Source organism: Streptomyces sp. NPDC031132 (genome assembly GCF_055570595.1).
On the sequence record NZ_JBVIGX010000018.1, the window covers coordinates 25,282 to 46,232 of the forward strand.

Sequence of the window (20,951 nt, forward strand, 5' to 3'; positions counted from 1 at the left end):
AGGGGGGGCCCAACCCGGGGGCAGCCCTCGGGGTTGTGGGAGAGCCTCACAAACCCTCCTGCGTGAGGGGGGGGGGGTGGCCCCCGAAAAAGGGGGGGGGGGGCGCGTTTCCCTCCCCCCCCCCCCCCTCCTCGTACGTCGTGACGGCTACGCCGACTTCTCCTGCGGGCCCTGGTCCTTCGGGACGATGCGGGGGACCAGCGTCGGGTTGACGTTCGAGCGGACCACGTCCGCCGTGATGACCACGCGGGCCACGTCCTTGCGGGACGGGACCTCGTACATCACCGACATCAGGACCTCCTCCATGATGGCGCGCAGCCCCCGCGCGCCCGTCTGGCGGAGGATGGCCTGGTCCGCGATGGCCTCGAGCGCCTCACGCTCGAAGTCCAGCTCGACGCCGTCGAGTTCGAACAGCCGCTGGTACTGCTTCACCAGCGCGTTGCGCGGCTCGACCAGGATCTGGAGGAGGGCTTCCCGGTCCAGGTTGTGCACCGAGGTGATGACCGGCAGACGGCCGATGAACTCCGGGATCATCCCGAACTTCACCAGGTCCTCCGGCATGACCTCCTGGAACTGGTCGCTCGCCTCGATCTCGCGCTTCGAGCGGATCGTCGCCCCGAAGCCGATGCCCTTGGCGCCCGCACGCGACTCGATGATCTTCTCGAGGCCGGCGAAGGCGCCGCCCACGATGAAGAGCACGTTCGTCGTGTCGATCTGGATGAACTCCTGGTGCGGGTGCTTGCGGCCGCCCTGCGGCGGCACCGAGGCCGTCGTGCCCTCGAGGATCTTGAGGAGGGCCTGCTGGACGCCCTCACCCGAGACGTCGCGCGTGATCGACGGGTTCTCGCTCTTGCGGGCGACCTTGTCGATCTCGTCGATGTAGATGATCCCGGTCTCGGCCTTCTTGACGTCGTAGTCGGCGGCCTGGATCAGCTTGAGCAGGATGTTCTCGACGTCCTCACCCACGTACCCGGCCTCCGTCAGCGCCGTCGCGTCGGCGATGGCGAACGGGACGTTGAGCATGCGCGCGAGCGTCTGGGCGAGGAGCGTCTTGCCCGAACCCGTCGGGCCCAGCAGCAGGATGTTGGACTTCGCGAGCTCGATCGCGTCGTCCCGGCCCTGCGCGCCGCCGTTCTCGCCGGCCTGGACCCGCTTGTAGTGGTTGTAGACCGCCACCGAGAGGGCCTTCTTCGCCGGCTCCTGGCCGACGACGTAGCTCTCCAGGAACTCGTAGATCTCACGAGGCTTGGGGAGTTCCTCCCACCGGACCTCGGAGGTCTCTGCGAGCTCCTCCTCGATGATCTCGTTGCAGAGGTCGATGCACTCGTCGCAGATGTACACACCGGGTCCTGCGATGAGCTTCTTCACCTGCTTCTGGCTCTTTCCGCAGAACGAGCACTTGAGCAGGTCGCCGCCGTCACCGATGCGTGCCACGAGGTGCTTCCCCTTCGCCTGGGAGACGCCTGGTTCAGCGCTCCTGGTGCCTCATATCCGACGGTACCTTGCCGGGGGCCCCGTACGGGGCCCCCTTGACGTGGTTCACATCGCCGAATGTGACGACGTGCCCACGCCAATTGGTGGCAAGGATCAGTGGGAGTTCTTGCGGGTCGAGACGATCTGGTCGATCAGGCCGTACGCGAGCGCGTCTTCGGCCGTCAGGATCTTGTCGCGCTCGATGTCCTCGCGGATCTTCTCGATCGGCGTGGTCGAGTGCTTGGCCAGCATGGTCTCCAGCTGGTCGCGCATGCGCAGGATCTCGTTGGCCGCGATCTCCAGGTCGGAGAGCTGCTCGCGGCCGGTGCCGCCGGACGGCTGGTGGATCAGCACGCGGGCGTTCGGCAGCGCCATGCGCTTGCCGGGGGTGCCGGCGGCGAGCAGGACCGCGGCGGCGGAGGCCGCCTGGCCCATGCAGACCGTCTGGATGTCCGGCTTCACGAACTGCATCGTGTCGTAGATGGCCGTCAGCGCGGTGAACGAGCCGCCGGGGCTGTTGATGTAGATCGAGATGTCCCGGTCCGGGTCCATCGACTCCAGGCACAGCAGCTGCGCCATGACGTCGTTGGCGGAGGCGTCGTCGATCTGCACGCCGAGGAAGATCACGCGCTCCTCGAAGAGCTTGGCGTACGGGTCGTACTCGCGCACGCCCTGCGAGGTGCGCTCGACGAAGCGCGGGACGACGTAGCGGTTGTCCACCTGCGCGCCGGTGTAGAGGCCGCTCGCGGGAGAGAGGTTGTTCATGTGCATCTGGGTGTTCACCATCCTGGTGGCGTTCTGCGGGCTGGGGCTTGCCGGGTGCGGGCGGGCGTACGGGGCCTCGTACGAGGTCCCGTGCGCCGGGGCCGGGATCAGGCCCCGGTGCCGCCGCCGCCCGGGACCAGCGACGCGGCGGAGATGATCTCGTCGATGAGGCCGTAGTCCTTGGCCTCCTCCGCGGTGAACCAGCGGTCGCGGTCGCCGTCGCGGATGATCGCCTCCACGGTCTGGCCGGAGTGGTGCGCGGTGATCTCGGCCATGCGCTGCTTCGTGCGCAGCAGGTACTGGGCCTGGATCTTGATGTCCGAGGCGGTGCCACCGATGCCGGCGGAACCCTGGTGCATCAGGATGTCGGTGTTCGGGAGCGCGAAGCGCTTGCCCTGGGCGCCGCCGGTGAGCAGGAACTGGCCCATGGAGGCCGCCATGCCCATGCCGATGGTGACGACGTCGTTCGGGATGTACTGCATGGTGTCGTAGACCGCCATGCCCGCCGTCACCGAGCCGCCAGGGCTGTTGATGTACAGGTAGATGTCCTTCTCCGGCTCCGCGGCCAGGAGGAGGAGCTGCGCCGTGATCTTGTTGGCGATGTCGTCGTCGACCTGCTGGCCGAGGAAGATGATGCGCTCGCCGAGCAGCCGGTTGTAGACATGGTCGCCGAGGCCGCCACCGATGGACGGCTCACCCGCGGCGTAAGGCTTCAGATTCGTCACGTATCCACCTGCTCGTCTCCGACGGCCACATGCCGTCTCAGCGTCTCGTTCTGGGGCGCGGACCGATCGGGGCGGCGGTGGCCGCCGGCTCCGGGTACTCCCGTGCCCTCGTATTCATGGACCCTAACGCGCAGGTCGGACAACGCCATCCCGCTTCCCGAACTGTTCGCTCGGAGCGCAAGGTCCGTGGGCCCTTCGGGGGCCGGGCGCATGCCCTGTGGGCGGCGCCGTGCGCGGAGTGTGCGAAGGGCCCGTACACGGCTGCGTACGGGCCCTTCGGGTGCTGCTCAGCGGGCGCCGCGCGGGGCGGCGCCCAGGGTGTTACTTGGCCTCGTCGGCCTGCGCCTCGGCGGCGTCGGCGTCACCGTCGACGGCGGTCTCGGCGGCGGCCTCGGCCTCGTCCTCCTCGTCGGAGAGGTCGACGACCTCACCGTTGGTGTCGACGACCTTGGCGGCCTCGACGACGACCGCGAGGGCCTTGCCGCGGGCGACCTCGCCGACGAGCATCGGCACCTGGCCACCCTCGACGACGGCCTGGGCGAACTGGTCGGGGGACATGCCGGAGGAGGCGGCACGGCGCATGAGGTGCTCGGTGAGCTCCTCCTGGTCGACGCCCAGCTTCTCCTTGTTGACGAGCGCGTCCAGGACGAACTGGGTCTTGATGCCCTTGATCGCCTGGTCCTTGGTCTCGGCGTCGAACTCCTCGACCGTCTTGCCCTGGAACTCCAGGTACTTCTCGATGGTCAGGCCCATCTGGCCGAGCTGGTGGTGCTCCAGGTTGTGCTTGCGGGTGTTGACCTCGTCCTCGAGCAGCTTCTCGGGGATCGGCACCTCGACGAGCTCCAGCAGCTTCTCCAGGACGCGCTCCTGGGCCTGCGTGGCCTGGTCGTACTGCTTCATGTTCTCGAGGCGCTTGCGACTGTCCGCCTTGAGGTCCTCGAGCGTGTCGAACTCGCTCGCCATCTGCGCGAACTCGTCGTCCAGCTCCGGCAGCTCACGGGCGGAGACCTTGGTGACCTTGACGGTGACCTCGGCGTCCTTGCCCTCGGCGGAGCCGCCCTTCAGCTGGGAGGTGAAGGTGGCCTCGCCACCGGCCTCCAGGCCCTTGACCGCGTCGTCGATGCCCTCGAGGAGCTCGCCCGAGCCGATGGTGTAGGAGACGTCGGAGGCGACGCCGTCCGGCAGCACCTCGCCGTCGACCTTGGCCTCGAGGTCGATGGTGACGACGTCGCCGTCCTCGGCCGCGCGCTCGACGTCCTTGGTGGACGCGAAGCGGCCGCGCAGCTGCTCGACCGACTTCTCGATGTCCTCGTCGGAGACCTCGACCGCGTCGACCTCGACCTCGATGCCGGAGTAGTCCGGGATCTCGATCTCGGGGCGGACGTCGACCTCGGCGGTGAAGGCCAGCAGCTCGCCGTCCTTCAGCTCCGTGATGTCGACCTCAGGCTGGCCCAGCGGGTTCAGGTCGGCCTCGTTGACGGCCTCGGTGTAGAACTTCGGGAGGGCGTCGTTGACGGCCTCCTCCAGCACCGCACCGCGACCGAAGCGCTGGTCGATGACCCGGGCGGGGATCTTGCCCTTGCGGAAGCCCTTCACCGTGACCTGCTGGTTGATCTTCTTGTACGCCGCGTCGAGGCTGTCCTTGAGCTCCTCGAAGGGCACCTCAACAGTGAGCCGAACCCGAGTCGGGTTCAGGGTCTCCACGGCGCTCTTCACGGTTCGGTCTCCTTGTGGCTGACTGCTTGGGGTTCTGCGTCCGCGCTGCGATTCAGCGGTTCTGCGGATTCGGCCCGGTACATCAGACACACGGGCACGCAGCTTGCATAGTAGCCGCAAGCGGCAATCAGCCCACAACGCGATCTCGTGATGGCGATGCCGGTGGTACTGGTGGTCGGGGTGGCCGGATTCGAACCGACGACCTTCCGCTCCCAAAGCGGACGCGCTACCAAGCTGCGCCACACCCCGTCGGTGCGACACGTAGGGTACATGCCCGGAGACCCTCCGATGCGCGGGGTTTTAAGCGAACGTTTCCGGACGCCGCACCGCGGGCGCGTCATGCGGTGTGCACTCCCCCGGCCCGACCCGCTAGGATGCTGTCCGTGCCGCGGTCCCCCGGACCTGCGGCGCACGCGTTGCGGGCGTAGCTCAATGGTAGAGCCCTAGTCTTCCAAACTAGCTACGCGGGTTCGATTCCCGTCGCCCGCTCTGATGCACTGAAGGGCCAGGTCAGAGGATGTTTCCTCCGCCTGGCCCTTAGTCGTTCCCGGGGTCTGCGATCAGGTCCCCGTGCCTCCTGCGTACCCCTGCCCTTCCGCGTGCCCTGGGCGGGCTTGCTCAGCGCATCGGCGATCGATCGATTCGTCCACGGGATGCGGCCCGCTCGTTCGGAACGGGCGGAGGTCTCAGTGGGTGACCGCCGTGCAGGTGACCGTGGTCTTGCCGTCGGCCGACTTGACGACGTACTTGCTCCCAGTCAGACCGCCGAGGTCGAACCTCCCCGACTTGTCGATGGGGACCGAACCCGAGGCGGAGCCGGAGTAGGTCACTGTCGTGCCGGCGGGGAATCCCTCACCCCACAGGTGGTACTTGCCGGCTGAATCCACCTCGACGTTGCACTTCGCGGCCGCGGGGGCCTGGGTGGTCGAGGCGTGTGCGGCAACGGCGGGGCCCAGCGCGAGCGCGGGGGCCACCAACAGAGTGAGCGCTGCAAGACGACGTGTCCGGTTCATCATTCAACCTGCCTTGGACGGTGACGGTGCGGCCGGTCAGGCGTGACGGCTCCGAAACCCGCGGCAGCGGTCGCACGGGGGGGGTGCCGAGGGGAAGTCTCGCTCCGTTACGCCGTACTGATGCCACTTTTAGCCTATCGTCCGGTTTGCCCCATGGCATCTCACGGACGGTCGTGACGGCGAGCGGGGGAGGTTGCGTACGCCGGGCCGCCTGAGGCCGATGCGTTGACGGTGCTCGCGTCCCGCATGGAGAAGGCGATCGCCGACGAGAATTCGGCCACCCTCGGCGTCATGGCGCTGGGCAGCCGGGTGAAGCGGACCTGGAGTACCGGCGGGCGGCCGGCACTCCCCGAGTTCCCCTAGAGCTTGATTCCGGCGATGGTGTCGGCGAGGGAGTTGAGGAAGCGGTTGACGTCCGGGGCGATCGAGCTGGACGCCAGGAAGAAGCCGAAGAGGACCGCGACGATCGCGGGGCCGGCCTTGATGTGGTTGCCGCGGACGAGCACCACCAGGATGACCGCCAACAGAACCACCACTGACAGCGAAATGGCCACTACTGATCACACCTTCGGTCGTCCCCTGGTCGGCCTGGGGCGCGCGGCCCGCGCGCGCCCCCACATGGACCATCCTCCCACCAACGGGCCCCGGCTATCCGCCCCGTGACGAATCGGCCTCGATGCGTTCCCGCCAACCGGCCGTGCACCGGTCATATTTCGGGCGCGGGGCCGGCGTCACGGTGCGGTGAGGCCGAGGAGGGAGCGGACATACGCGTACTTCGCGGACAGTCGTTCCCGGGTGGGGCCGTCCAGTACGGAGAGCCGTACGGGGTCCGCGTTGTGCGCCAGGTCGGCCTCTTTGACCAGGAGGGCGCCGGGCGTGGCGAGGATCCGGGCCGCGTACTCCTCCACCGGTTCGCCGGGGCGCTTGGTGACCGCCAGGACCATGTCCTTCACCGGCTGGGGCAGAGCGGCGGAATCCAGCCACTCCCGGCTGAGCGCGTCGTCCTCGACGGCGTCGTGCAGCCAGGCCGCCGCCTGCTGCTCCGCGCTGCCGCCGCGGGTACGGACTCCCTCCGCGACGGCCGCGAGGTGCTCGGCGTACGGCCGGCCGGCCTTGTCGGTCTGGCCCTCGTGCGCGGAGCGCGCCAGGGCCTCGACCTCGAGCAGGGTCAGCGGTTGCTGCTGCGTCATGCGGTCCCCTTCGCTGCCGTGTGTGCCGCTGTACGGAGAGCCTGCGCGGCCCGGCGTACATCGGCCTGTGTGGTGCGCCAGTTGGAGAACGCTGCGCGCAGGGCGGGGGTTCCCTCGTAGACGGTGGGGGTGACGAAGACCTCCTCCTGCGCCGCCTCCCGGAGGGCCGTCAGGCGGGCCGGGGTGGGGTCCTCGGCGAGGGTGAAGCAGACGACGTTCAGGCGGACCGGGGCGAGGAGGCGGAAGGCGGGGTCCTGCTCCAGTGCGGCGCCGAGGGCCCGGGCGCAGGCGATGTCGCGCTCGACGATCTCGCGGTGGCCTTGGCGGCCGTACGCGCGGAGGGTGAACCAGGCGGCGAGGGCGCGCAGCCGGTGCGAGTTCTCGGGGGTGAGGTGGACGAGGTCGGGGCGCTCGCCCAGCGGGCCGAGGTAGGCCGCGGCGTTCTGGAAGACGCGGGCCTGGAGGTCTTGGCGGCGGGTGAACTGGACGGCGCTGTCGTAGGGGACGTTCAGCCACTTGTGCAGGTCGATGCAGAGGGAGTCGGAGGCGTCGAGGCCGGCGGCGAGGTGGGCGTGTTCCGGGGAGAGGGCGGCGAAGGCGCCGAAGGCGGCGTCGGTGTGGAGCCAGAACGCGTGGCGTTCGCGGAGGGCGGCGATGGCGTGGAGGTCGTCGAAGTCCACGGTGTTGACGGTGCCGGCGTTGGCGACGACGACGGCCGGGCCGGGGGTGTCGGCCAGGGCGCGGTCGAGGGCGGCGGGGTCGACGGCCTCGCGGCCGGGGAGGGTGGGGACGGCGACGAGGGAGCTGCGGCCGAGGCCGAGGACGGAGAGGGCCTTGGCGATGGAGGAGTGCGGGGCTCCGGAGAGGACGCGGACGGGGCCGAGGGCTGCCGCGCCGTCCTCGGAGGGGGAGACGCCGAGGCGTTCGCCGAGCCACTCGCGGGCGATGGCGAGGCCGGTGGTGTTGGACATGGTGGCGCCGCTGACGAAGGTGCCGGTGTGGGCGGCGGTGAGGCCGAAGAGCTCGCGGAGCCAGGTGATCGTTTCGCGTTCGAGGTCCTGGCCGGCGGGGTCCAGGGCGGAGTTGGAGTTCTGGTCGTGGACGGCGGTCAGCCAGTCGCCGACGAGGGCGGCGGGGGTGGCGCCGCCGGTGACGAAGCCGAGGTAGCGGGGGCCGGCGGAGGCGGAGAGGCGGGGCTCCCACCGGTTTCGGAAGGCGGCGAGGGCGGCGTCCGCCCCGGCGGCGTGCTCCGGCATCGGCTCGGGGTCCCGGGGCGGCCCGGGGTCCTGGGGCGGCCCAGCGGGCGGTACGACGGGACGGGCGTCCAGGGCTCCGAGGGCGTCGGCGGCGGTGCGGCGGGTGGCCTCGAGGAGGTCGGGGAGGCGGGCGAGGTCGGCGGCGAGCGTGCGGTCCATGGGGGCACGGTAGGGATCCGCCGGGCGCGGCGGACCGGCCAATCGGGGGTGATTGGCCCAGCCCGCGTCTCCGGGGGCCCGCCCCCGGGGCCCCGCGTGACGTGCGGCGCGGCTGCGCGAGCGGCCCCGGGCTGCGCCCAGGCTCTCCGGGGCTCCGCCCCGGACCCCGCGCCTCGAACGCCGGCGGGGCTGAGGTTGCCGACCGGGCTGGATGGCCGCTGCGGCCGGGAGTTGGCTGGTGGGGGCTGGAGCTACACGGTGTGGGCCGGGACTCGGCGGGAGTGGGACGGGCTTGACTGGCGCGAAGCCGCGCAAGCGACCGCCGGCTACGCCAGGGCCCCTGGGGCTCCGCCCCAGACCCGCGCCTCAAACGCCGGCGGGGCTGAGGTTCCGACGAGGGGGCTGGATTTCCTGCTGCGGCCTGGAGTTGGTTGGTGGGCGGAGTCGGGCGGGACGGCTGGGGTGGGTGAGGCAGCCGGAAACCGGGCGGGCAGGCGGGGGGGGGGAGGCAAGGTCGAGCACGCGCGGGCAGAAGGGGGAGGGCGGAGCAGGGCAGGTGGAGGCGGCACGCAGGCGGAGGTCGGAGGGCAAGTAGGGGGCAGGCGGGGCGGGCAGTGCCCGGCGGAGGTGGCGGCAGGCGGAGGCGCGCAGACGGGCAGCACAGGACCGGAGGCGCGGCAGGCCGGGCGGCAGCGGGTAGTCGGCGGCAGGGAGCCGGAGTTGGGCGGGCGGGGTCGGGGGCGGCGGTGGGGGTCGTAGGGTCGGAGGATGGCGCGTACGTGGTGGGTGGCGGGGGTTGTCTGGGGGGCCGTTTTGGCGGGGGTGGTCGTGGGGTGCGATACGCCGCCCGCGCCTGAGGCCGCGCCGGGGCCCAGTGGGGCGGGGGCCGCGCCGTCCGTCGGTGCTGCGCCATCGGCGGCAGGGGCGCAAGAGGACTGTCCCGACGGCGGGGTGCGGCTGCTCGAAGGGACCGGGAACGCCGCGATGGGGCTTCGGGTGACCGACGTCCAGCTGGTCAACTGCAGCAAGCAGACTTATGTACTCGAGGGCTATCCGGAGATCCGGTTGCTGGACAAGAAGCGGGTCCCGGTCGAAGTCGCAGTCGTGCACGGGGCGGAGGAGATCACGTCCGCGCCGACCGGCGCCGAGGGTGCCCCGCAGAGGGTGGAGCTCCGGCCCGGCCAAGCGGCCACGGTCATGATGGTGTGGCGGAACCTGGTGACCGAGGGGACGGTGCCCGCCGCCGAGGGGTGGGTGCTGGACGTGACCCCGCGGGCCGGTGCGCCCCGGGTGGAGCTGGAGCTCGAGCACTCCGTCGACCTCGGGAACACCGGGAAGCTCGGGATCGGCCCTTGGAAGGCGATGACCCGCTGATCATCCGGCTCAACGGACCCTTCGGGGGCGGGAAGACGCGGACCGCGTACGAGCTGCACCGGCGGCTGCACCGCATGATGCCTGCGGCGCTGGGCGGGGACGTCCAGGACCTGCCGTCGGGGGTGGACCTGTGCGCGCAACCGCATCCGGGCCAGTGGCCGTACCGATGACCGTGACCGAGGCGCGGTCGTCGTGCCCCGCTTTGCGCGGCCGCCGTGCGCGGAGCGGAGTTCTCCGACCCTCTGACGGTGCCCGGGTGACGGGCCGGGTCGCCGCCACGCCGGGAATTCGCCCCGGACACCGGCCGGCGTGCTCCGCGGAAGGCTGCGGCGCTCGCTGGTCGGTGTCCGGCGCATCCGGTTCGGCCAGGGCCCGGCACGCGCCCGGCTACCTTTCCCGGCGGAGGGCCCAGCGGGCCGGCAGGGTGGTGGCGGTCAGGCCGAGGGTCAGGGCCGCCGCCGCGAAGGAGGCGTACAGCATCGGCGGGATGTGCGGGGGCGCCCCGGTGAGGGCCTTGGTCAGCGGGTACAGCGTGGCCAGGGCGATCGCGCTGCCGAGGGTGACGCCCGCGCCGCCGATCAGGAGGGCCTCCCAGCGCAGCATCCGGAGCACCTGGCGGCGGGTGGAACCGACCAGGCGCAGCATCCGCAGCTCGCGGCGGCGGTCGAGGACGGTCATCACCAGGGTGTTGGCGGCGGCGACGGCCGCGAAACCGCCGAGGACGGCCGCCATGACGGTGTTGGCCCAGGCGTTGACCTCGCGGTCCGTGTTCTGGGCGGTGGTCCAGTCCGAGGTGGACATCGCGGACCCCAGACCCGCCGGGACCGGGCCGCGGATCAGCAGTTCGGTGGCGCGCCCCGCCGTGGTGTGGCCGGTCAGGTCGGCCGCCGGGAGGGTGACCTGACCGAGGCCGAGGCCCCGGGTGTAGACGGCCACGATCTCGGGGGTCGCCGGAGCCCCGTCGGGGAGCCGGAGTTGCACGCGGTCGCCGACGCCGAGGCGGGCCGACTCCGCGAGGCTGCGGTCCACGGCCACCGTGCCGGGGCGCAGCGCGGCCAGGCTGCCCTCGCGTACGCCCAGGTCCTGGACGGTGGTGACATCGCCCGCGACGCCCTGGGCCGAGACGGACTGGAACCGCTGCTCGGGGCCCGTGCCGAACATCGCGAGGACGGAGGTACGGGTGACCGCGACTCCCCGCGCACATCGGTCGGGGGGTCGGTGATCACGTGGTCGGCGAGCAGTCCGGCCTCCTGCTGCTGCCGGGCGGCACGTTCCTCGCTGGTGTGCAGGAAGACCAGGGTCGAGGAGAAGGCCATGGCGAGCACGATCGGCGTGATCGCGGAGGCGAGTCGGCGGGCGTGGGCCCGGGAGTTGGCGGCGGCGAGCGAGCCGGAGGCGCCGCCGGCGCGCAGCGGGAAGCCGAGTACGAAGGCACAGGCGCGGGCGATCAGCGGGCCGAGCAGGGCCACGGCCAGCATGAAGAGCATGACCACGCCGAGCGCGGCGTTGGCGGCGTCGTCCCCGCCGGAGGTGGCGGCCAGGCCCGCGCAGGCGGTCCCGCCGGCCACGGCCGCCAGGCCGAGCGGCGTACGGATCCACCCCGGGCGGAGGCGTTCCACGGCGGCCTCGGCGAGCGCCTGGCCGGGGCGGATCCGGGCGGGCCTGCGGGCGGCGGCCCAGCCGGCGAGCAGGGCGGCGACGAGGCCGATGCCGACGGCCGAGACCAGGGGGATCCAGGAGACGGCGAGGTCGACCCCGGCCGGGATCGCGCCCTTGGCCTTGAGCTGCCCGAACCACCAGGCGGCAAGGGCGATTCCGGGTACGCAGCCCAGCGCGCCCGCGACCGGCGCGACGAGCAGGGCTTCGGTGGCGACGGTGCGGCGGATCTGTCGCGGGGTGGCTCCGACCGCCCGCAGCAGGGCGAACTCGCGGGAGCGCTGCCCGACGGAGAGCGCGACCGTCCCGGCGGCGGTGAAGACGGCGACGAGGGTGGCGGTGCCGCCGAAGGAGCCGCCGAGGCCGACCAGCAGCTCCCTGGCGCCCGCGAGCTGCGGGTCCACGGCGCGGGCGGCGCCGGTCAGCACCTGGGCGCGGCCGTCGACGGCGGCGCGGACCCTGGCGGGGTCGGCATCGAACAGGACGACGGCGTCGAGCGTGCCGGGGTGCCCGGACAGGGCGCGGGCCTCGGCGTCGGAGAACCAGACACCGGTGCCTTCGGCGTGTCCCACGACGCGGAACTCCCGCTTGCCGACCGGGGTGTCGAGCGACACCCGGTCACCTGCGAACCCCGCACCCGCACCCGCACCCGCACCCGCACCCGCAATCGTTCCCGTACCCAGCACGACCTCGCCCGCAGCCCCCGGGGCCCGGCCCCGGCCGAGCTGTGCACCGGTGAAGGCCGACGCCCCCCAACCCGAGGCCTCCACGGCGGAGCCCGCATCCCCCCGTACGGGGAAGACCACGTCGGGGACGGCCCGTCCGAGCGGAGCCAGCCGTTCCAGCAGGGCGGCGTCGACCCGGGCCCGCTCCGGGACCCGTACGGATTCCTCGTACGAGCCCTCGCCGCTGCCCACCTGCCAGCGGATCTGCTGGTCGGCGGCCACGACGACGGGGGCCTGGGCGTACCGGGTGGGCGGGACGGCCGCCCGGGCTCCGCTCTCCAGCAGGATGCCGCAGGCGGAGACGATGGCGACGGTCATGAGCAGGGCGATGAAGGTGCCGGCGAAGGCGGCGGGGCGGAAGCGGACCGCCGCCCGGGCCAGGCCGTTGGGGTGGAGCGGCATCAGGCGGCCGCTCCCGCGTACGCCGGGGCGGTGAGGGCGGTCATCCGGTCGGCGATGACCGCGGCGGAGCTGTGCGGCAGCCGGTCCGCGATCAGCCCGTCGGCGAGGAAGAGCACCTGGTCGGCGTGGGCGGCGGCGGCCGGGTCGTGGGTGACCATGACGATGGTGGCGCCCATGGAGTCCACGGCGGCCCGGAGCAGCCCGAGGACCTCGGCCGCGGTGGTGGTGTCGAGGGCGCCGGTGGGCTCGTCGGCGAAGACGACGTCGGGCCGGGTGACCAGGGCCCGTGCGATGGCGACGCGCTGCTGCTGTCCGCCGGAGAGCTCGGCGGGGCGGCGCCGGCCCTTGCCCTCGAGGCCGACGCGGGCGAGCAGGTCGGCGGCCCGCGCACGGTCCTGGCGGCCGCCGGCGAGCCGCATCGGGAGCAGCACGTTCTGCTCCACGGTGAGGGAGGGCAGCAGGTTGAAGGCCTGGAAGACGAAGCCGAGGCGGCTGCGGCGCAGCTCGGTGAGCTCGTTCTCGTTCATGCCGGTGATCTCGGTGCCGCCGAGGCGGACGGAGCCTGCGGTGGGCAGGTCGAGCCCGGCCGCGCACTGCAGGAAGGTGGACTTGCCGGAGCCGGAGGGTCCCATCACGGCGGTGAAGCTGCCGCGGGGGAGGCTGAGGTCGATCCCGCGCAGCGCGTGCACGGCGGCGGTGCCCCGGCCGTACTCACGCCGTACGCCGCGCAACTCGACGGCGGCGGTGCTGTCGTAGGCCCCCTGCCCGGTGCCCTCGTACGCCGCGCGCCCGGTGCCCTCGTACGCACCCCGCCCGGTCTCGCGCTGCCGCCTGCTCCGCCGGAGCCCCATGATGTGCCGCCTTCCGTGTCCGCCGATGATCGTGGTCTCGACGCTACGGAGGCGGGGGCCCTCGGGACCATGGCGGAACCCGGTCGGCCCGGGGTGGGGAAAACCCCACCCCAGGCCGTGCGGCCCGGGGTGGGGTAACGGTCAGACGGCCGGGCGCTCAGGCCCGGAACCCGCCGTGGACCGGATCAGCCCTGCTCGTTGTCGCCGGTCGCGAAGCGGCCGAGCTCCTCGCCGTTGGCCGCACGCAGCACGAGGGTCGAATCCATGCCGTAGGTGAGGTAGGCGCCGGGGTTGCCCCACGACTCGGTGTTCCAGAGGGCGCCGCCCTTGCCCTCGCCGCCGTTCTTCGCGTAGATCACGAAGTTGCCGTCCTTCTGCATCCGGGCGTACGCACCGGGGCTGTAGGCGCCGACCGCGGAGCGGACGGTGTCCGAGTTGCGCTCGAAGACCGCGAAGTAGCCGCGGTTGTCCATGGCGAGGACGGTGTTGGTGGCGGCCATCCACGTGCCGCGGTCCAGGTTCTCGCCGCCGCTCAGCGTGGTGTCCCACACCTGCCAGGTGCGGGTGGACCAAGCGGCCGACCCGTCCTTGCGGTAGACCACGAGGTTGGCGTCGTCCTGGAAGTCGATGCGGCCGTTGGCGTTGCCCCAGGTGGCGCTGCTCCAGACGGCCCCGCCCTTGCCCTCGCCGCCGCCCTTCTTGTAGACGACGAAGTTGCCGTCGGCCTGGAACACGGCGTAGGCACCGGGGTTGCCGTACGTGCCCGACGCCCACAGCTCGGCGCCGGCCACGTGGTCCAGGACCAGGTTGCCGTCGGGCTGCATGTACAGGACGCCGTTGGCGGTCTGGATGTACTCGTTGGACGCGAGCACCTCGCCCGGCTGCAGCGTGATGCTGCCCGCAGCGGCGAGACCGGACGCCTGGCTCGATGCACTGGACTCGGCCTTGGACTTGGCCGTCGCCTTCGCCGCGACCTTGGCCTTGGCGTTCGCCGGCAGCTTCTTGGGCTGGATCTTGCCGGACACCGGCTTGATGGTCTTGCCCTCGGCGGCCTGCGCCGGGGCTCCGACGGCGCCGGCCGTGACGACGGCGGCGACGAGCGCGCCGATCCAGGCGGCGCGCTTGCGGTTGAGAGTCATGCAATCCCCCCACGAAAGTGGCATGAAAAATTGAACCTGTTCGATTCAACGGTGATCAGTGTGCACAGCGTTCGCCCGAAACACAAAGGGGTTCGTGTACAGGGGCGCGGCAGGGCACTTGGATGCTGCCATCGGCCACTGACAGGTCAGGGTGAGCGGCGGATGAGCAGCAGTGCCCGGTCGTCGTTGACGTCCTTGGCGACCTTTTCGATCAGGTGCCAGGCCGCGCCGTCCCAGCCGGCGGCGACGTAGCGGTCGGCTTCGCCGGTGAGGCGGTCGATGCCCTCGCCGATGTCGCGGTCGGCGGTCTCGACGAGGCCGTCCGTGAAGAGCATGAGGACGTCGCCGCGGCGCAGGTTGCCGCGGGCGGCTTCGAACTCCGCGCCGTCGTAGACGCCGAGCAGCGGGCCCTCGCCGGACTTCTCCTGCCAGCGGCCGGTGCCCGCGGAGAGCTGGAGGGCGGGCAGGTGGCCGGCGGAGAGGAGTTCGTAGTCGCCGGTCTCCAGGTCCAGGACGAGGTGGATGGAGGTGGCGAAGCCCTCGTCCCAGTCCTGGCGGAGCAGGTAGCCGTTGGCGGCGGGCAGGAAGCCGTGCGGGGGCAGGGCGCCGAGCAGGCCGCCGAACGCGCCGGACAGGAGCAGGGCGCGGGAGCCGGCCTCCATGCCCTTGCCGGAGACGTCGGTCAGGACGACCTCGAGGGTCCGGCCGCCGTTCGTCCGGGCGGCGACGACGAAGTCGCCGGAGAAGGACTGGCCGCCGGCCGGGCGCAGGGCCATCTCGCGGTGCCAGCCGCGCGGCAGGCCGGGCAGCTTGCTCTGGACCCGGATGCGTTCGCGCAGGTCGAAGAGCATGGTGCCGCCGCGCCGCCAGGGCACGCCGACGCGGCTGCGGAACTGGGCGATGACCAGTCCGAAGAACCCGCAGGCGGCCACGACCAGGACCGTGCCGGGGGTGACCCGGGCGGGGCCGAGGGTGTACGGCCCGAGGACGAGGGCTTCGACGATGAGCGCCGCCGCGGAGGCCGCGTACAGCGCGAGAAGGCTCGCGGGGCGCAGCAGCAGCCCGCCCGCGACGATCGGCAGGACGAGGGCGGAGGGCGAGAACCAGACCGGCAGCATGATCGTGCCGCAGGCGATGGCGGGGATGGTCAGGAGCAGCCCGGCGAAGGCGAGCCAGTCGGAGGCGTCGCCGCGGAAGTAGTCGACGGCGGATTTGCGCAGGGCGGTGCGAGCCCGGTGCGACAGCATGCGCATCCGGGCCATGAGCGTCTCCATGCGTGCTCCGGCCATTGCTTCGGGACCTTATCCATCCTGGCTGTGCATGCGCAGGGGGACCCCCGGACCTGGGGGCTCCGGCCGGTCGAAAACCCTTCGACTGTGACGGAATGCCCTGGTAAGGATGGCCGTATGGCTCTTGAGATGCGCGTATTGCAGGCTGATGAGTGGGATGTCTGGTACGACCACCTGGAACTGGCGTTCGGCGGGGTGCCGGAGTCTTCCCAGGAGCGGGAACTCTACAAGTCTCTGACGGAGCCCGGGCGCTCGCTGGGCGTCTGGGACGGCGGGACCTGCGTCGGCTCGGCCAGTGCGTTCTCGTACCGCCTCTCGGTGCCGGGCGGCGCGCTGGTGCCGGCGGCCGGGGTCACGATGGTGGGCGTCGCGCCGACGCACCGCCGCCGGGGGGTGCTCACGTCGATGATGCGCCGCCAGCTCGACGACATCCGTGCGGGTGGCGAGCCGCTCGCCGTGCTGACGGCCTCGGAGGCGGCGATCTACGGGCGTTTCGGCTACGGCATCGCGTCGTACGCGCTGGCCCTGGCCATCGACAGCACCCGCGTACGGCTCTCGGTGCCGCCGGGGACGGACGAGGTGCGGCTGCGGCTCGTCGATCCGGAGAAGGCGCTGTCGGACTGCGAGCAGGTGTACGCGGAGCTGGTCGCGCGGCGGCCCGGCATGCCGGCGCGGCAGCCCGGCTGGGAGCGGCTGGGGGTGCTGGATCCGGAGGTGTTGCGCGAGGGCGCTTCGCCGCTGAAGTGCGTGGTGGCGGAGCGGGCGGACGGCGAGGTGGCCGGGTACGCCCGCTACCGGGTCAGGGCGGTCTGGGAGCCGCAGGGCCCGGAGGGCAAGGTCGAGGTGGCCGATCTCGATGCGCTGGACCCGGCGGCGACGGCCGCGCTGTGGCGCTACCTCTTCGAGATCGACCTGACCTCCACCGTCCGGGCCGGCAGGCGACCGGTGGACGATCCGGTGCTCCACCTGGTCAGCGACGTCCGGCGGTCGCGGCCGAGCCTGAAGGACTCGCTGCACCTGCGGCTGGTGGACCTGCCTCAGGCCCTGGAGGCGCGGACGTACGGGGCCCCGCTGGACGTGGTCGTGGAGGTCGAGGACGCGTTTTGCCCGTGGAACGAGGGGCGGTGGCGGCTGGTCTGCGACGCGGAGGGCACCGCCCGCGTCACGCGGACCGCGGACCCGGCGGACCTGGAGCTGTCGGCCCGGGAGCTGGGCTCGGCGTACCTCGGCGGGATCACCCTGACCGCGCTGGCGGCGGCGGGCCGGGTGCGCGAGCTGCGCCCGGGCGCCCTGGCTGCGGCCTCGCGGGCCTTCACCGCCGACGCGGCCCCCTGGCTCCCGCACGGCTTCTGAGCGGCCTTCCCGAGGCCGCTCGGGTCGCCGGGTCCGGCCTCAGCGGGTCCGGCCTCAGCGGGTCTGACAGGACGGGCACCAGAAGAGGTTGCGCGCCGCCAGGTCGGCGGTGCGGACCTCGGTCCCGCAGATGTGGCAGGGCATGTTCGCCCTGCGGTAGACGTACACCTCGCCGCCGTGGTCGTCCACGCGCGGCGGGCGGCCCATGGCCTCGGGCAGGTGCTCGTCGCGGACGGTGTCGATCCGGTTGTTCCGTACGCCCTCGCGCATCAGCGCCGCCAGGTCCGCCCACATGGCGTCCCACTCGCCGCGCGTGAGGTCCTTGCCCAGCCGGTACGGGTCGATGCCGTGCCGGAAGAGGACCTCGGCGCGGTAGACGTTGCCGACGCCCGCGATCACCTTCTGGTCCATGAGCAGGGCGGCGACGGTGGTGCGGGAGCGGGAGATCCGCTTCCAGGCGCGGTCCGGGTCGTCCGCCGGCCGCAGCGGGTCGGGGCCGAGCCGCTCGTGTATCGCCTTCTTCTCGGCGTCGCCGATCAGTGCGCAGGCGGTGGGGCCGCGCAGGTCGGCCCAGTGCTCCGCATTGAGCAGCCGCAGCCGGACCGTGTCGGTGGCCGGGTGCGCCGGAGCGGGGCCGAAGCCGAGCTTGCCGAACAGGCCGAGGTGGATGTGGATCCAGGCGTCGCCGAGTTCCAGGAACAGGTGCTTGCCGTGCGCCTCGGCGCTCTCCAGGTCCCGCCCGTCGAGCAGGGCGGCGCTCTCGGCGAAGCGGCCCTGCGGGCTGCTCACCCGGACCGGCCGTCCGGCGAAGCGCTCGGTGTGGTCCTGGGCGAGGCGGTGGATCGTATGCCCCTCGGGCACTGCACTGCTCCTACCTCTGGAAACGGCCGTGCCGCCGGGCCCGGAGCCACGGCGGCACGACGAAACGGAAGATCAGCCCTGCGGGTGGTGGGCCGGGATCGGGGGGAGCTCGCCGGTGGTCTCGTACGCGGAGAGCATCTCGATGCGGCGGGTGTGGCGCTCCTCGTCGGAGTACGGGGTCGCCAGGAAGGCCTCGATGAAGCTGACGGCCTCGTCCTGGGTGTGCATGCGGCCGCCGACGGAGATCACGTTGGCGTTGTTGTGCTCGCGGCCGAGCTTCGCGGTCTCGACGCTCCAGGCCAGGATGGCGCGGACGCCCTTGACCTTGTTCGCGGCGATCTGCTCGCCGTTGCCGGAGCCGCCGATCACGATGCCGAGGCTGTCGGCGTCCGCTGCGGTCTTCTCCGCGGCGCGCAGGCAGAACGGCGGGTAGTCGTCCACCGCGTCGTAGATGTGGGGCCCGCAGTCGACGGGCTCGTGGCCGTTGTTCTTGAGCCAGTCCACCAGGTGGTTCTTGAGCTCAAAGCCGGCATGGTCGGATCCGAGGTACACGCGCATGCGACGAGTGTGGCACGAGCGGCCCGGAAGATCCGCGGAGGGGTGTCGCGTAAGTCACTTCTAAAGCTCAAGTAAACCCAAAGAACGCAGATGGGACAGGGCGGGACCCACGTCCTGGACTTTCATCCCAAGGCAACGATCCGGACTGAGGTCTTCCGTCCTGCGTTCATCTCAGGTTTGAATGCCGGGGCCTCGCAACCCGAGAACCTAAGGATCCGTCCATGAGCTCCACGACGACCCTTCAGAAGGAAGGCAACCCCACCGGTAACTCCGGTGAGGGCCTGCCCTCCGACGGTCTGAAGGCCGGTCTCAAGAACCGCCACCTTTCCATGATCGCCATTGGTGGCGTCATCGGCGCAGGTCTCTTCGTCGGCTCTGGTGGCGGCATCGCCAAGGCCGGCCCCGCCATCCTGATCTCGTACCTCCTCGTCGGCGCGATGGTCGTCTTCGTGATGCGGATGCTCGGCGAGATGGCCGCCGCCAGCCCGAACTCGGGCTCCTTCTCGGCGTACGCCGACCGCGCGCTCGGCCGCTGGGCCGGCTTCTCCATCGGCTGGCTGTACTGGTTCTTCTGGGTCGTCGTGCTCGCCGTTGAGGCGACGGCCGGTGCGAAGATCCTCGAAGGCTGGGTCCCGGCCGTCCCGCAGTGGGGCTGGGCCCTGATCGTGATGGTGGTCCTGACGGTCACCAACCTCGGCTCGGTCGCCTCCTACGGCGAGTTCGAGTTCTGGTTCGCCGGCATCAAGGTCGTCGCCATCGGCGCCTTCGTGATCGTCGGCATGCTGGCCGTGTTCGGCGTGCTGCCGGGTTCGGACAACCCGGGTGCGGGCTTCGCCCACCTCACCGACGCCGGCGGATTCATGCCGAACGGCTGGGGCTCCATCCTCACCGGTGTGCTGATGGTCGTCTTCTCCTTCATGGGCAGCGAGATCGTCACCCTGGCGGCCGGCGAGTCCGAGGACCCGCGCCGCGCGGTCACCAAGGCCACCAACTCGGTGATCTGGCGCATCGGCGTCTTCTACCTGGGCTCGATCTTCATCGTCCTCACCCTGCTGCCGTGGAATGACAAGTCGATCGTCGACAAGGGTTCGTACGTCGCCGCCCTGGACTCGATCGGCATCGCGCACGCCGGCCAGATCATGAACGTGATCGTCCTGACCGCCGTGCTGTCCTGCCTGAACTCGGGCATGTACACGGCCTCCCGCATGGCGTTCTCGCTGGGTGAGCGCGGTGACGCGCCCAAGATCTTCGCCAAGGTCAACAAGCGGGGCGTGCCCATGGCCGCGATCCTGGGCTCGGTCGTCTTCGGCTTCGCCGCGGTCTACTTCAACTACAGCTCCCCGGACACCGTCTTCAGCTTCCTGCTGAACTCCTCGGGTGCCATCGCGCTCTTCGTGTGGCTGGTCATCTGCCTGACCCAGCTGCGCATGCGCAAGATCCTCGTCCGCGAGGCGCCGGACAAGCTGACGGTCAAGATGTGGCTCTTCCCGTACCTGACGTGGGCCACCGCCGCGATGATCACCTTCGTCCTGGCCTACATGGTCTACGACAAGGACAACCGCGAGACGGTCATGCTGTCGCTGCTGGTCGCCGCCGTCGTGCTGGTCATCGGCGTGGTGCGCGACATGCGCCGCAAGGCCGCCGAGCGCGTGGCCGAGCGCGCCTAGGCAGGCACGTGAGCAAGCACGGCAGCCCCGGACCACGCGAAGTGGTCCGGGGCTGCCGTGCTTGCAGCGCTTGCCGTACGGGGGCTACTTGCGGCCGACCAGCTTCCAGGTGGCGGGCAGCAGACCCATGGCCAGCGCGGCCTTGAGCGCGTCGCCGATCAGGAACGGCGTCAGACCCGCCGCGACGGCCGCGCCGAAGGACATCCCGGTGGACAGCGCCAGGTACGGCACGCCCACCGCGTAGATCAGGGCGGAGCCCAGCGCCATCGTGGCGGCCGTACGGAGCACCGAGCGGTCGGCGCCGCGGCGGGCCAGGGCGCCCACGACGGTGGCGGCGAGCAGCATGCCGAGCACGTAGCCGAAGGAGGCGCCGCCCGCGCCGGAGGTGCCGCCCGCGAACCACGGCACGCCCGCCATGCCGACGAGCGCGTAGAGGGCGAGCGAGAGGAAGCCGCGGCGGGCGCCGAAGGCGGTGCCCACCAGCAGGGCCGCGAAGGTCTGGCCGGTGACCGGGACTGGGGAGCCGGGGACGGGCACGGAGAGCTGCGCGGCCAGGCCGGTGAGCGCGGCACCGCCGACGACGAGCGCGATGTCGCGGACGCGGCTCGCGGGCAGCAGGTCGGCGAGGACGGCGCCGGGGCGGAAGGAGACGGAAGCAGTGCTCATCGGAGGCTCCGCGGAGTGAGGGTGACGGGACGATCACCGACGCTAGTGCGCGGCCGGGCGCCTCCTCTCCGTCGGCCGGGACAAAGCCCTACTCACCGGTTTGGTGGGGAGTG

At 71.7% G+C, this 20,951-nt stretch carries 21 protein-coding genes and 2 tRNA genes; 6 read left to right on the forward strand and 17 right to left on the reverse strand.

The window, feature by feature from the left end; all coding sequences use genetic code 11:
* Window positions 1–147: 147 nt before the first annotated feature.
* The 5 genes from clpX to ACZ49B_RS24670 all read right to left on the reverse strand — a co-directional run bounded on the left by clpX (window position 148) and on the right by ACZ49B_RS24670 (window position 4,928).
* Entirely contained in the window at window positions 148–1,434 is a 1,287-nt protein-coding gene (gene clpX, locus ACZ49B_RS24650; RefSeq protein ID WP_030297265.1) for an ATP-dependent Clp protease ATP-binding subunit ClpX, read from the reverse strand.
* Between the two features lie 153 nt (window positions 1,435–1,587).
* Window positions 1,588–2,259: an ATP-dependent Clp protease proteolytic subunit gene (locus ACZ49B_RS24655; RefSeq protein ID WP_030297267.1), complete on the reverse strand. Its 672-nt coding sequence runs from the start codon at window positions 2,257–2,259 to the stop codon at window positions 1,588–1,590.
* An 86-nt stretch (window positions 2,260–2,345) separates the two neighbouring features.
* A complete protein-coding gene (locus ACZ49B_RS24660) occupies window positions 2,346–2,963 on the reverse strand; it encodes an ATP-dependent Clp protease proteolytic subunit (protein ID WP_351884830.1) in 618 nt (205 codons plus the stop codon).
* Window positions 2,964–3,284: 321 nt separating this feature from the next.
* Window positions 3,285–4,679 (reverse strand): trigger factor, encoded by a 1,395-nt coding sequence (tig, locus tag ACZ49B_RS24665; protein WP_468309636.1) that lies wholly within the window; start codon window positions 4,677–4,679, stop codon window positions 3,285–3,287.
* Window positions 4,680–4,851: 172 nt separating this feature from the next.
* Window positions 4,852–4,928, reverse strand: a tRNA-Pro gene (locus tag ACZ49B_RS24670).
* Between the two features lie 169 nt (window positions 4,929–5,097).
* Here ACZ49B_RS24670 and ACZ49B_RS24675 point away from each other — a divergent pair.
* Window positions 5,098–5,168 (forward strand) — tRNA-Gly (locus ACZ49B_RS24675).
* A 197-nt stretch (window positions 5,169–5,365) separates the two neighbouring features.
* Here the strand turns inward: ACZ49B_RS24675 and ACZ49B_RS24680 are convergent.
* Window positions 5,366–5,653: a hypothetical protein gene (locus ACZ49B_RS24680; RefSeq protein ID WP_468309638.1), complete on the reverse strand. Its 288-nt coding sequence runs from the start codon at window positions 5,651–5,653 to the stop codon at window positions 5,366–5,368.
* 264 nt (window positions 5,654–5,917) lie between these two features.
* Between ACZ49B_RS24680 and ACZ49B_RS24685 the strand changes: the two genes are divergently transcribed.
* Window positions 5,918–6,055: a hypothetical protein gene (locus ACZ49B_RS24685; RefSeq protein ID WP_468309640.1), complete on the forward strand. Its 138-nt coding sequence runs from the start codon at window positions 5,918–5,920 to the stop codon at window positions 6,053–6,055.
* On the opposite strand, the gene ACZ49B_RS24690 is transcribed toward ACZ49B_RS24685, so the two are convergent.
* The 3 genes from ACZ49B_RS24690 to ACZ49B_RS24700 form a co-directional block, all read right to left on the reverse strand.
* A complete protein-coding gene (locus ACZ49B_RS24690) occupies window positions 6,052–6,246 on the reverse strand; it encodes a hypothetical protein (RefSeq protein ID WP_030297273.1) in 195 nt (64 codons plus the stop codon). The two genes, ACZ49B_RS24685 and ACZ49B_RS24690, sit on opposite strands and share 4 nt — an antisense overlap.
* Window positions 6,247–6,423: 177 nt before the next feature.
* Window positions 6,424–6,882 carry an HD domain-containing protein gene (locus ACZ49B_RS24695; protein WP_468309643.1) on the reverse strand — a complete coding sequence of 153 codons (459 nt, stop codon included), beginning with the start codon at window positions 6,880–6,882 and terminating at the stop codon, window positions 6,424–6,426.
* Window positions 6,879–8,297: a pyridoxal phosphate-dependent decarboxylase family protein gene (locus ACZ49B_RS24700; protein ID WP_468309645.1), complete on the reverse strand. Its 1,419-nt coding sequence runs from the start codon at window positions 8,295–8,297 to the stop codon at window positions 6,879–6,881. The genes ACZ49B_RS24695 and ACZ49B_RS24700 overlap by 4 nt, the downstream gene beginning before the upstream one ends.
* Before the next feature lie 996 nt (window positions 8,298–9,293).
* On the opposite strand from ACZ49B_RS24700, the gene ACZ49B_RS24705 reads away from it, so the two are divergent.
* Both ACZ49B_RS24705 and ACZ49B_RS24710 read left to right on the forward strand, forming a co-directional pair.
* Window positions 9,294–9,671 (forward strand): DUF4232 domain-containing protein, encoded by a 378-nt coding sequence (locus ACZ49B_RS24705; RefSeq protein ID WP_468309648.1) that lies wholly within the window; start codon window positions 9,294–9,296, stop codon window positions 9,669–9,671.
* A complete protein-coding gene (locus tag ACZ49B_RS24710) occupies window positions 9,650–9,841 on the forward strand; it encodes a hypothetical protein (protein WP_468309651.1) in 192 nt (63 codons plus the stop codon). Before ACZ49B_RS24705 ends, ACZ49B_RS24710 begins: the two co-directional genes overlap by 22 nt.
* A 217-nt stretch (window positions 9,842–10,058) precedes the next feature.
* Here the strand turns inward: ACZ49B_RS24710 and ACZ49B_RS24715 are convergent, their stop codons facing one another.
* The 5 genes from ACZ49B_RS24715 to ACZ49B_RS24735 all read right to left on the reverse strand — a co-directional run bounded on the left by ACZ49B_RS24715 (window position 10,059) and on the right by ACZ49B_RS24735 (window position 15,733).
* On the reverse strand, window positions 10,059–10,607 hold the full coding sequence (locus tag ACZ49B_RS24715; protein WP_468309654.1) for an FtsX-like permease family protein: 549 nt from the start codon (window positions 10,605–10,607) through the stop codon (window positions 10,059–10,061).
* Window positions 10,547–12,454 (reverse strand): ABC transporter permease, encoded by a 1,908-nt coding sequence (locus ACZ49B_RS24720; protein ID WP_468309657.1) that lies wholly within the window; start codon window positions 12,452–12,454, stop codon window positions 10,547–10,549. Before ACZ49B_RS24720 ends, ACZ49B_RS24715 begins: the two co-directional genes overlap by 61 nt.
* Entirely contained in the window at window positions 12,454–13,305 is an 852-nt protein-coding gene (locus ACZ49B_RS24725; RefSeq protein ID WP_468309659.1) for an ABC transporter ATP-binding protein, read from the reverse strand. The genes ACZ49B_RS24720 and ACZ49B_RS24725 overlap by 1 nt, the downstream gene beginning before the upstream one ends.
* 185 nt (window positions 13,306–13,490) lie before the next feature.
* A complete protein-coding gene (locus tag ACZ49B_RS24730) occupies window positions 13,491–14,444 on the reverse strand; it encodes a hypothetical protein (protein ID WP_468309661.1) in 954 nt (317 codons plus the stop codon).
* A 146-nt stretch (window positions 14,445–14,590) separates the two neighbouring features.
* Window positions 14,591–15,733, reverse strand: a complete 1,143-nt coding sequence (locus tag ACZ49B_RS24735; RefSeq protein WP_468309664.1) for a SpoIIE family protein phosphatase — start codon at window positions 15,731–15,733, stop codon at window positions 14,591–14,593.
* Window positions 15,734–15,850: 117 nt separating this feature from the next.
* Here ACZ49B_RS24735 and ACZ49B_RS24740 point away from each other — a divergent pair, with 117 nt between their 5' ends.
* Entirely contained in the window at window positions 15,851–17,086 is a 1,236-nt protein-coding gene (locus ACZ49B_RS24740; protein WP_468309666.1) for a GNAT family N-acetyltransferase, read from the forward strand.
* A 54-nt stretch (window positions 17,087–17,140) separates the two neighbouring features.
* Here ACZ49B_RS24740 and ACZ49B_RS24745 read toward each other — a convergent pair whose 3' ends face one another.
* Both ACZ49B_RS24745 and ACZ49B_RS24750 read right to left on the reverse strand, forming a co-directional pair.
* A complete protein-coding gene (locus tag ACZ49B_RS24745) occupies window positions 17,141–17,947 on the reverse strand; it encodes an Fpg/Nei family DNA glycosylase (protein ID WP_468309668.1) in 807 nt (268 codons plus the stop codon).
* 72 nt (window positions 17,948–18,019) lie between these two features.
* Window positions 18,020–18,505, reverse strand: a complete 486-nt coding sequence (locus ACZ49B_RS24750; RefSeq protein ID WP_266629240.1) for a ribose-5-phosphate isomerase — start codon at window positions 18,503–18,505, stop codon at window positions 18,020–18,022.
* Window positions 18,506–18,726: 221 nt separating this feature from the next.
* Here ACZ49B_RS24750 and ACZ49B_RS24755 point away from each other — a divergent pair, with 221 nt between their 5' ends.
* Entirely contained in the window at window positions 18,727–20,172 is a 1,446-nt protein-coding gene (locus ACZ49B_RS24755) for an amino acid permease (RefSeq protein ID WP_468309672.1), read from the forward strand.
* Window positions 20,173–20,256: 84 nt separating this feature from the next.
* On the opposite strand, the gene ACZ49B_RS24760 is transcribed toward ACZ49B_RS24755, so the two are convergent.
* Window positions 20,257–20,838 carry a biotin transporter BioY gene (locus tag ACZ49B_RS24760; protein ID WP_468309674.1) on the reverse strand — a complete coding sequence of 194 codons (582 nt, stop codon included), beginning with the start codon at window positions 20,836–20,838 and terminating at the stop codon, window positions 20,257–20,259.
* Between the last annotated feature and the right edge of the window lie 113 nt (window positions 20,839–20,951).

Coding starts and splice junctions, on each gene's coding strand:
- ACZ49B_RS24655 (WP_030297267.1), bottom strand. CDS start 2,259: ATGGTGAACACCCAGATGCACATGAACAACCTCTCTCCCGCGAGCGGC.
- ACZ49B_RS24695 (WP_468309643.1), bottom strand. CDS start 6,882: ATGACGCAGCAGCAACCGCTGACCCTGCTCGAGGTCGAGGCCCTGGCG.
- ACZ49B_RS24700 (WP_468309645.1), bottom strand. CDS start 8,297: ATGGACCGCACGCTCGCCGCCGACCTCGCCCGCCTCCCCGACCTCCTC.
- ACZ49B_RS24720 (WP_468309657.1), bottom strand. CDS start 12,454: ATGCCGCTCCACCCCAACGGCCTGGCCCGGGCGGCGGTCCGCTTCCGC.
- ACZ49B_RS24725 (WP_468309659.1), bottom strand. CDS start 13,305: ATGGGGCTCCGGCGGAGCAGGCGGCAGCGCGAGACCGGGCGGGGTGCG.
- ACZ49B_RS24730 (WP_468309661.1), bottom strand. CDS start 14,444: ATGACTCTCAACCGCAAGCGCGCCGCCTGGATCGGCGCGCTCGTCGCC.
- ACZ49B_RS24735 (WP_468309664.1), bottom strand. CDS start 15,733: ATGGCCGGAGCACGCATGGAGACGCTCATGGCCCGGATGCGCATGCTG.
- ACZ49B_RS24740 (WP_468309666.1), top strand. CDS start 15,851: ATGGCTCTTGAGATGCGCGTATTGCAGGCTGATGAGTGGGATGTCTGG.
- ACZ49B_RS24750 (WP_266629240.1), bottom strand. CDS start 18,505: ATGCGCGTGTACCTCGGATCCGACCATGCCGGCTTTGAGCTCAAGAAC.
- ACZ49B_RS24755 (WP_468309672.1), top strand. CDS start 18,727: ATGAGCTCCACGACGACCCTTCAGAAGGAAGGCAACCCCACCGGTAAC.
- ACZ49B_RS24760 (WP_468309674.1), bottom strand. CDS start 20,838: ATGAGCACTGCTTCCGTCTCCTTCCGCCCCGGCGCCGTCCTCGCCGAC.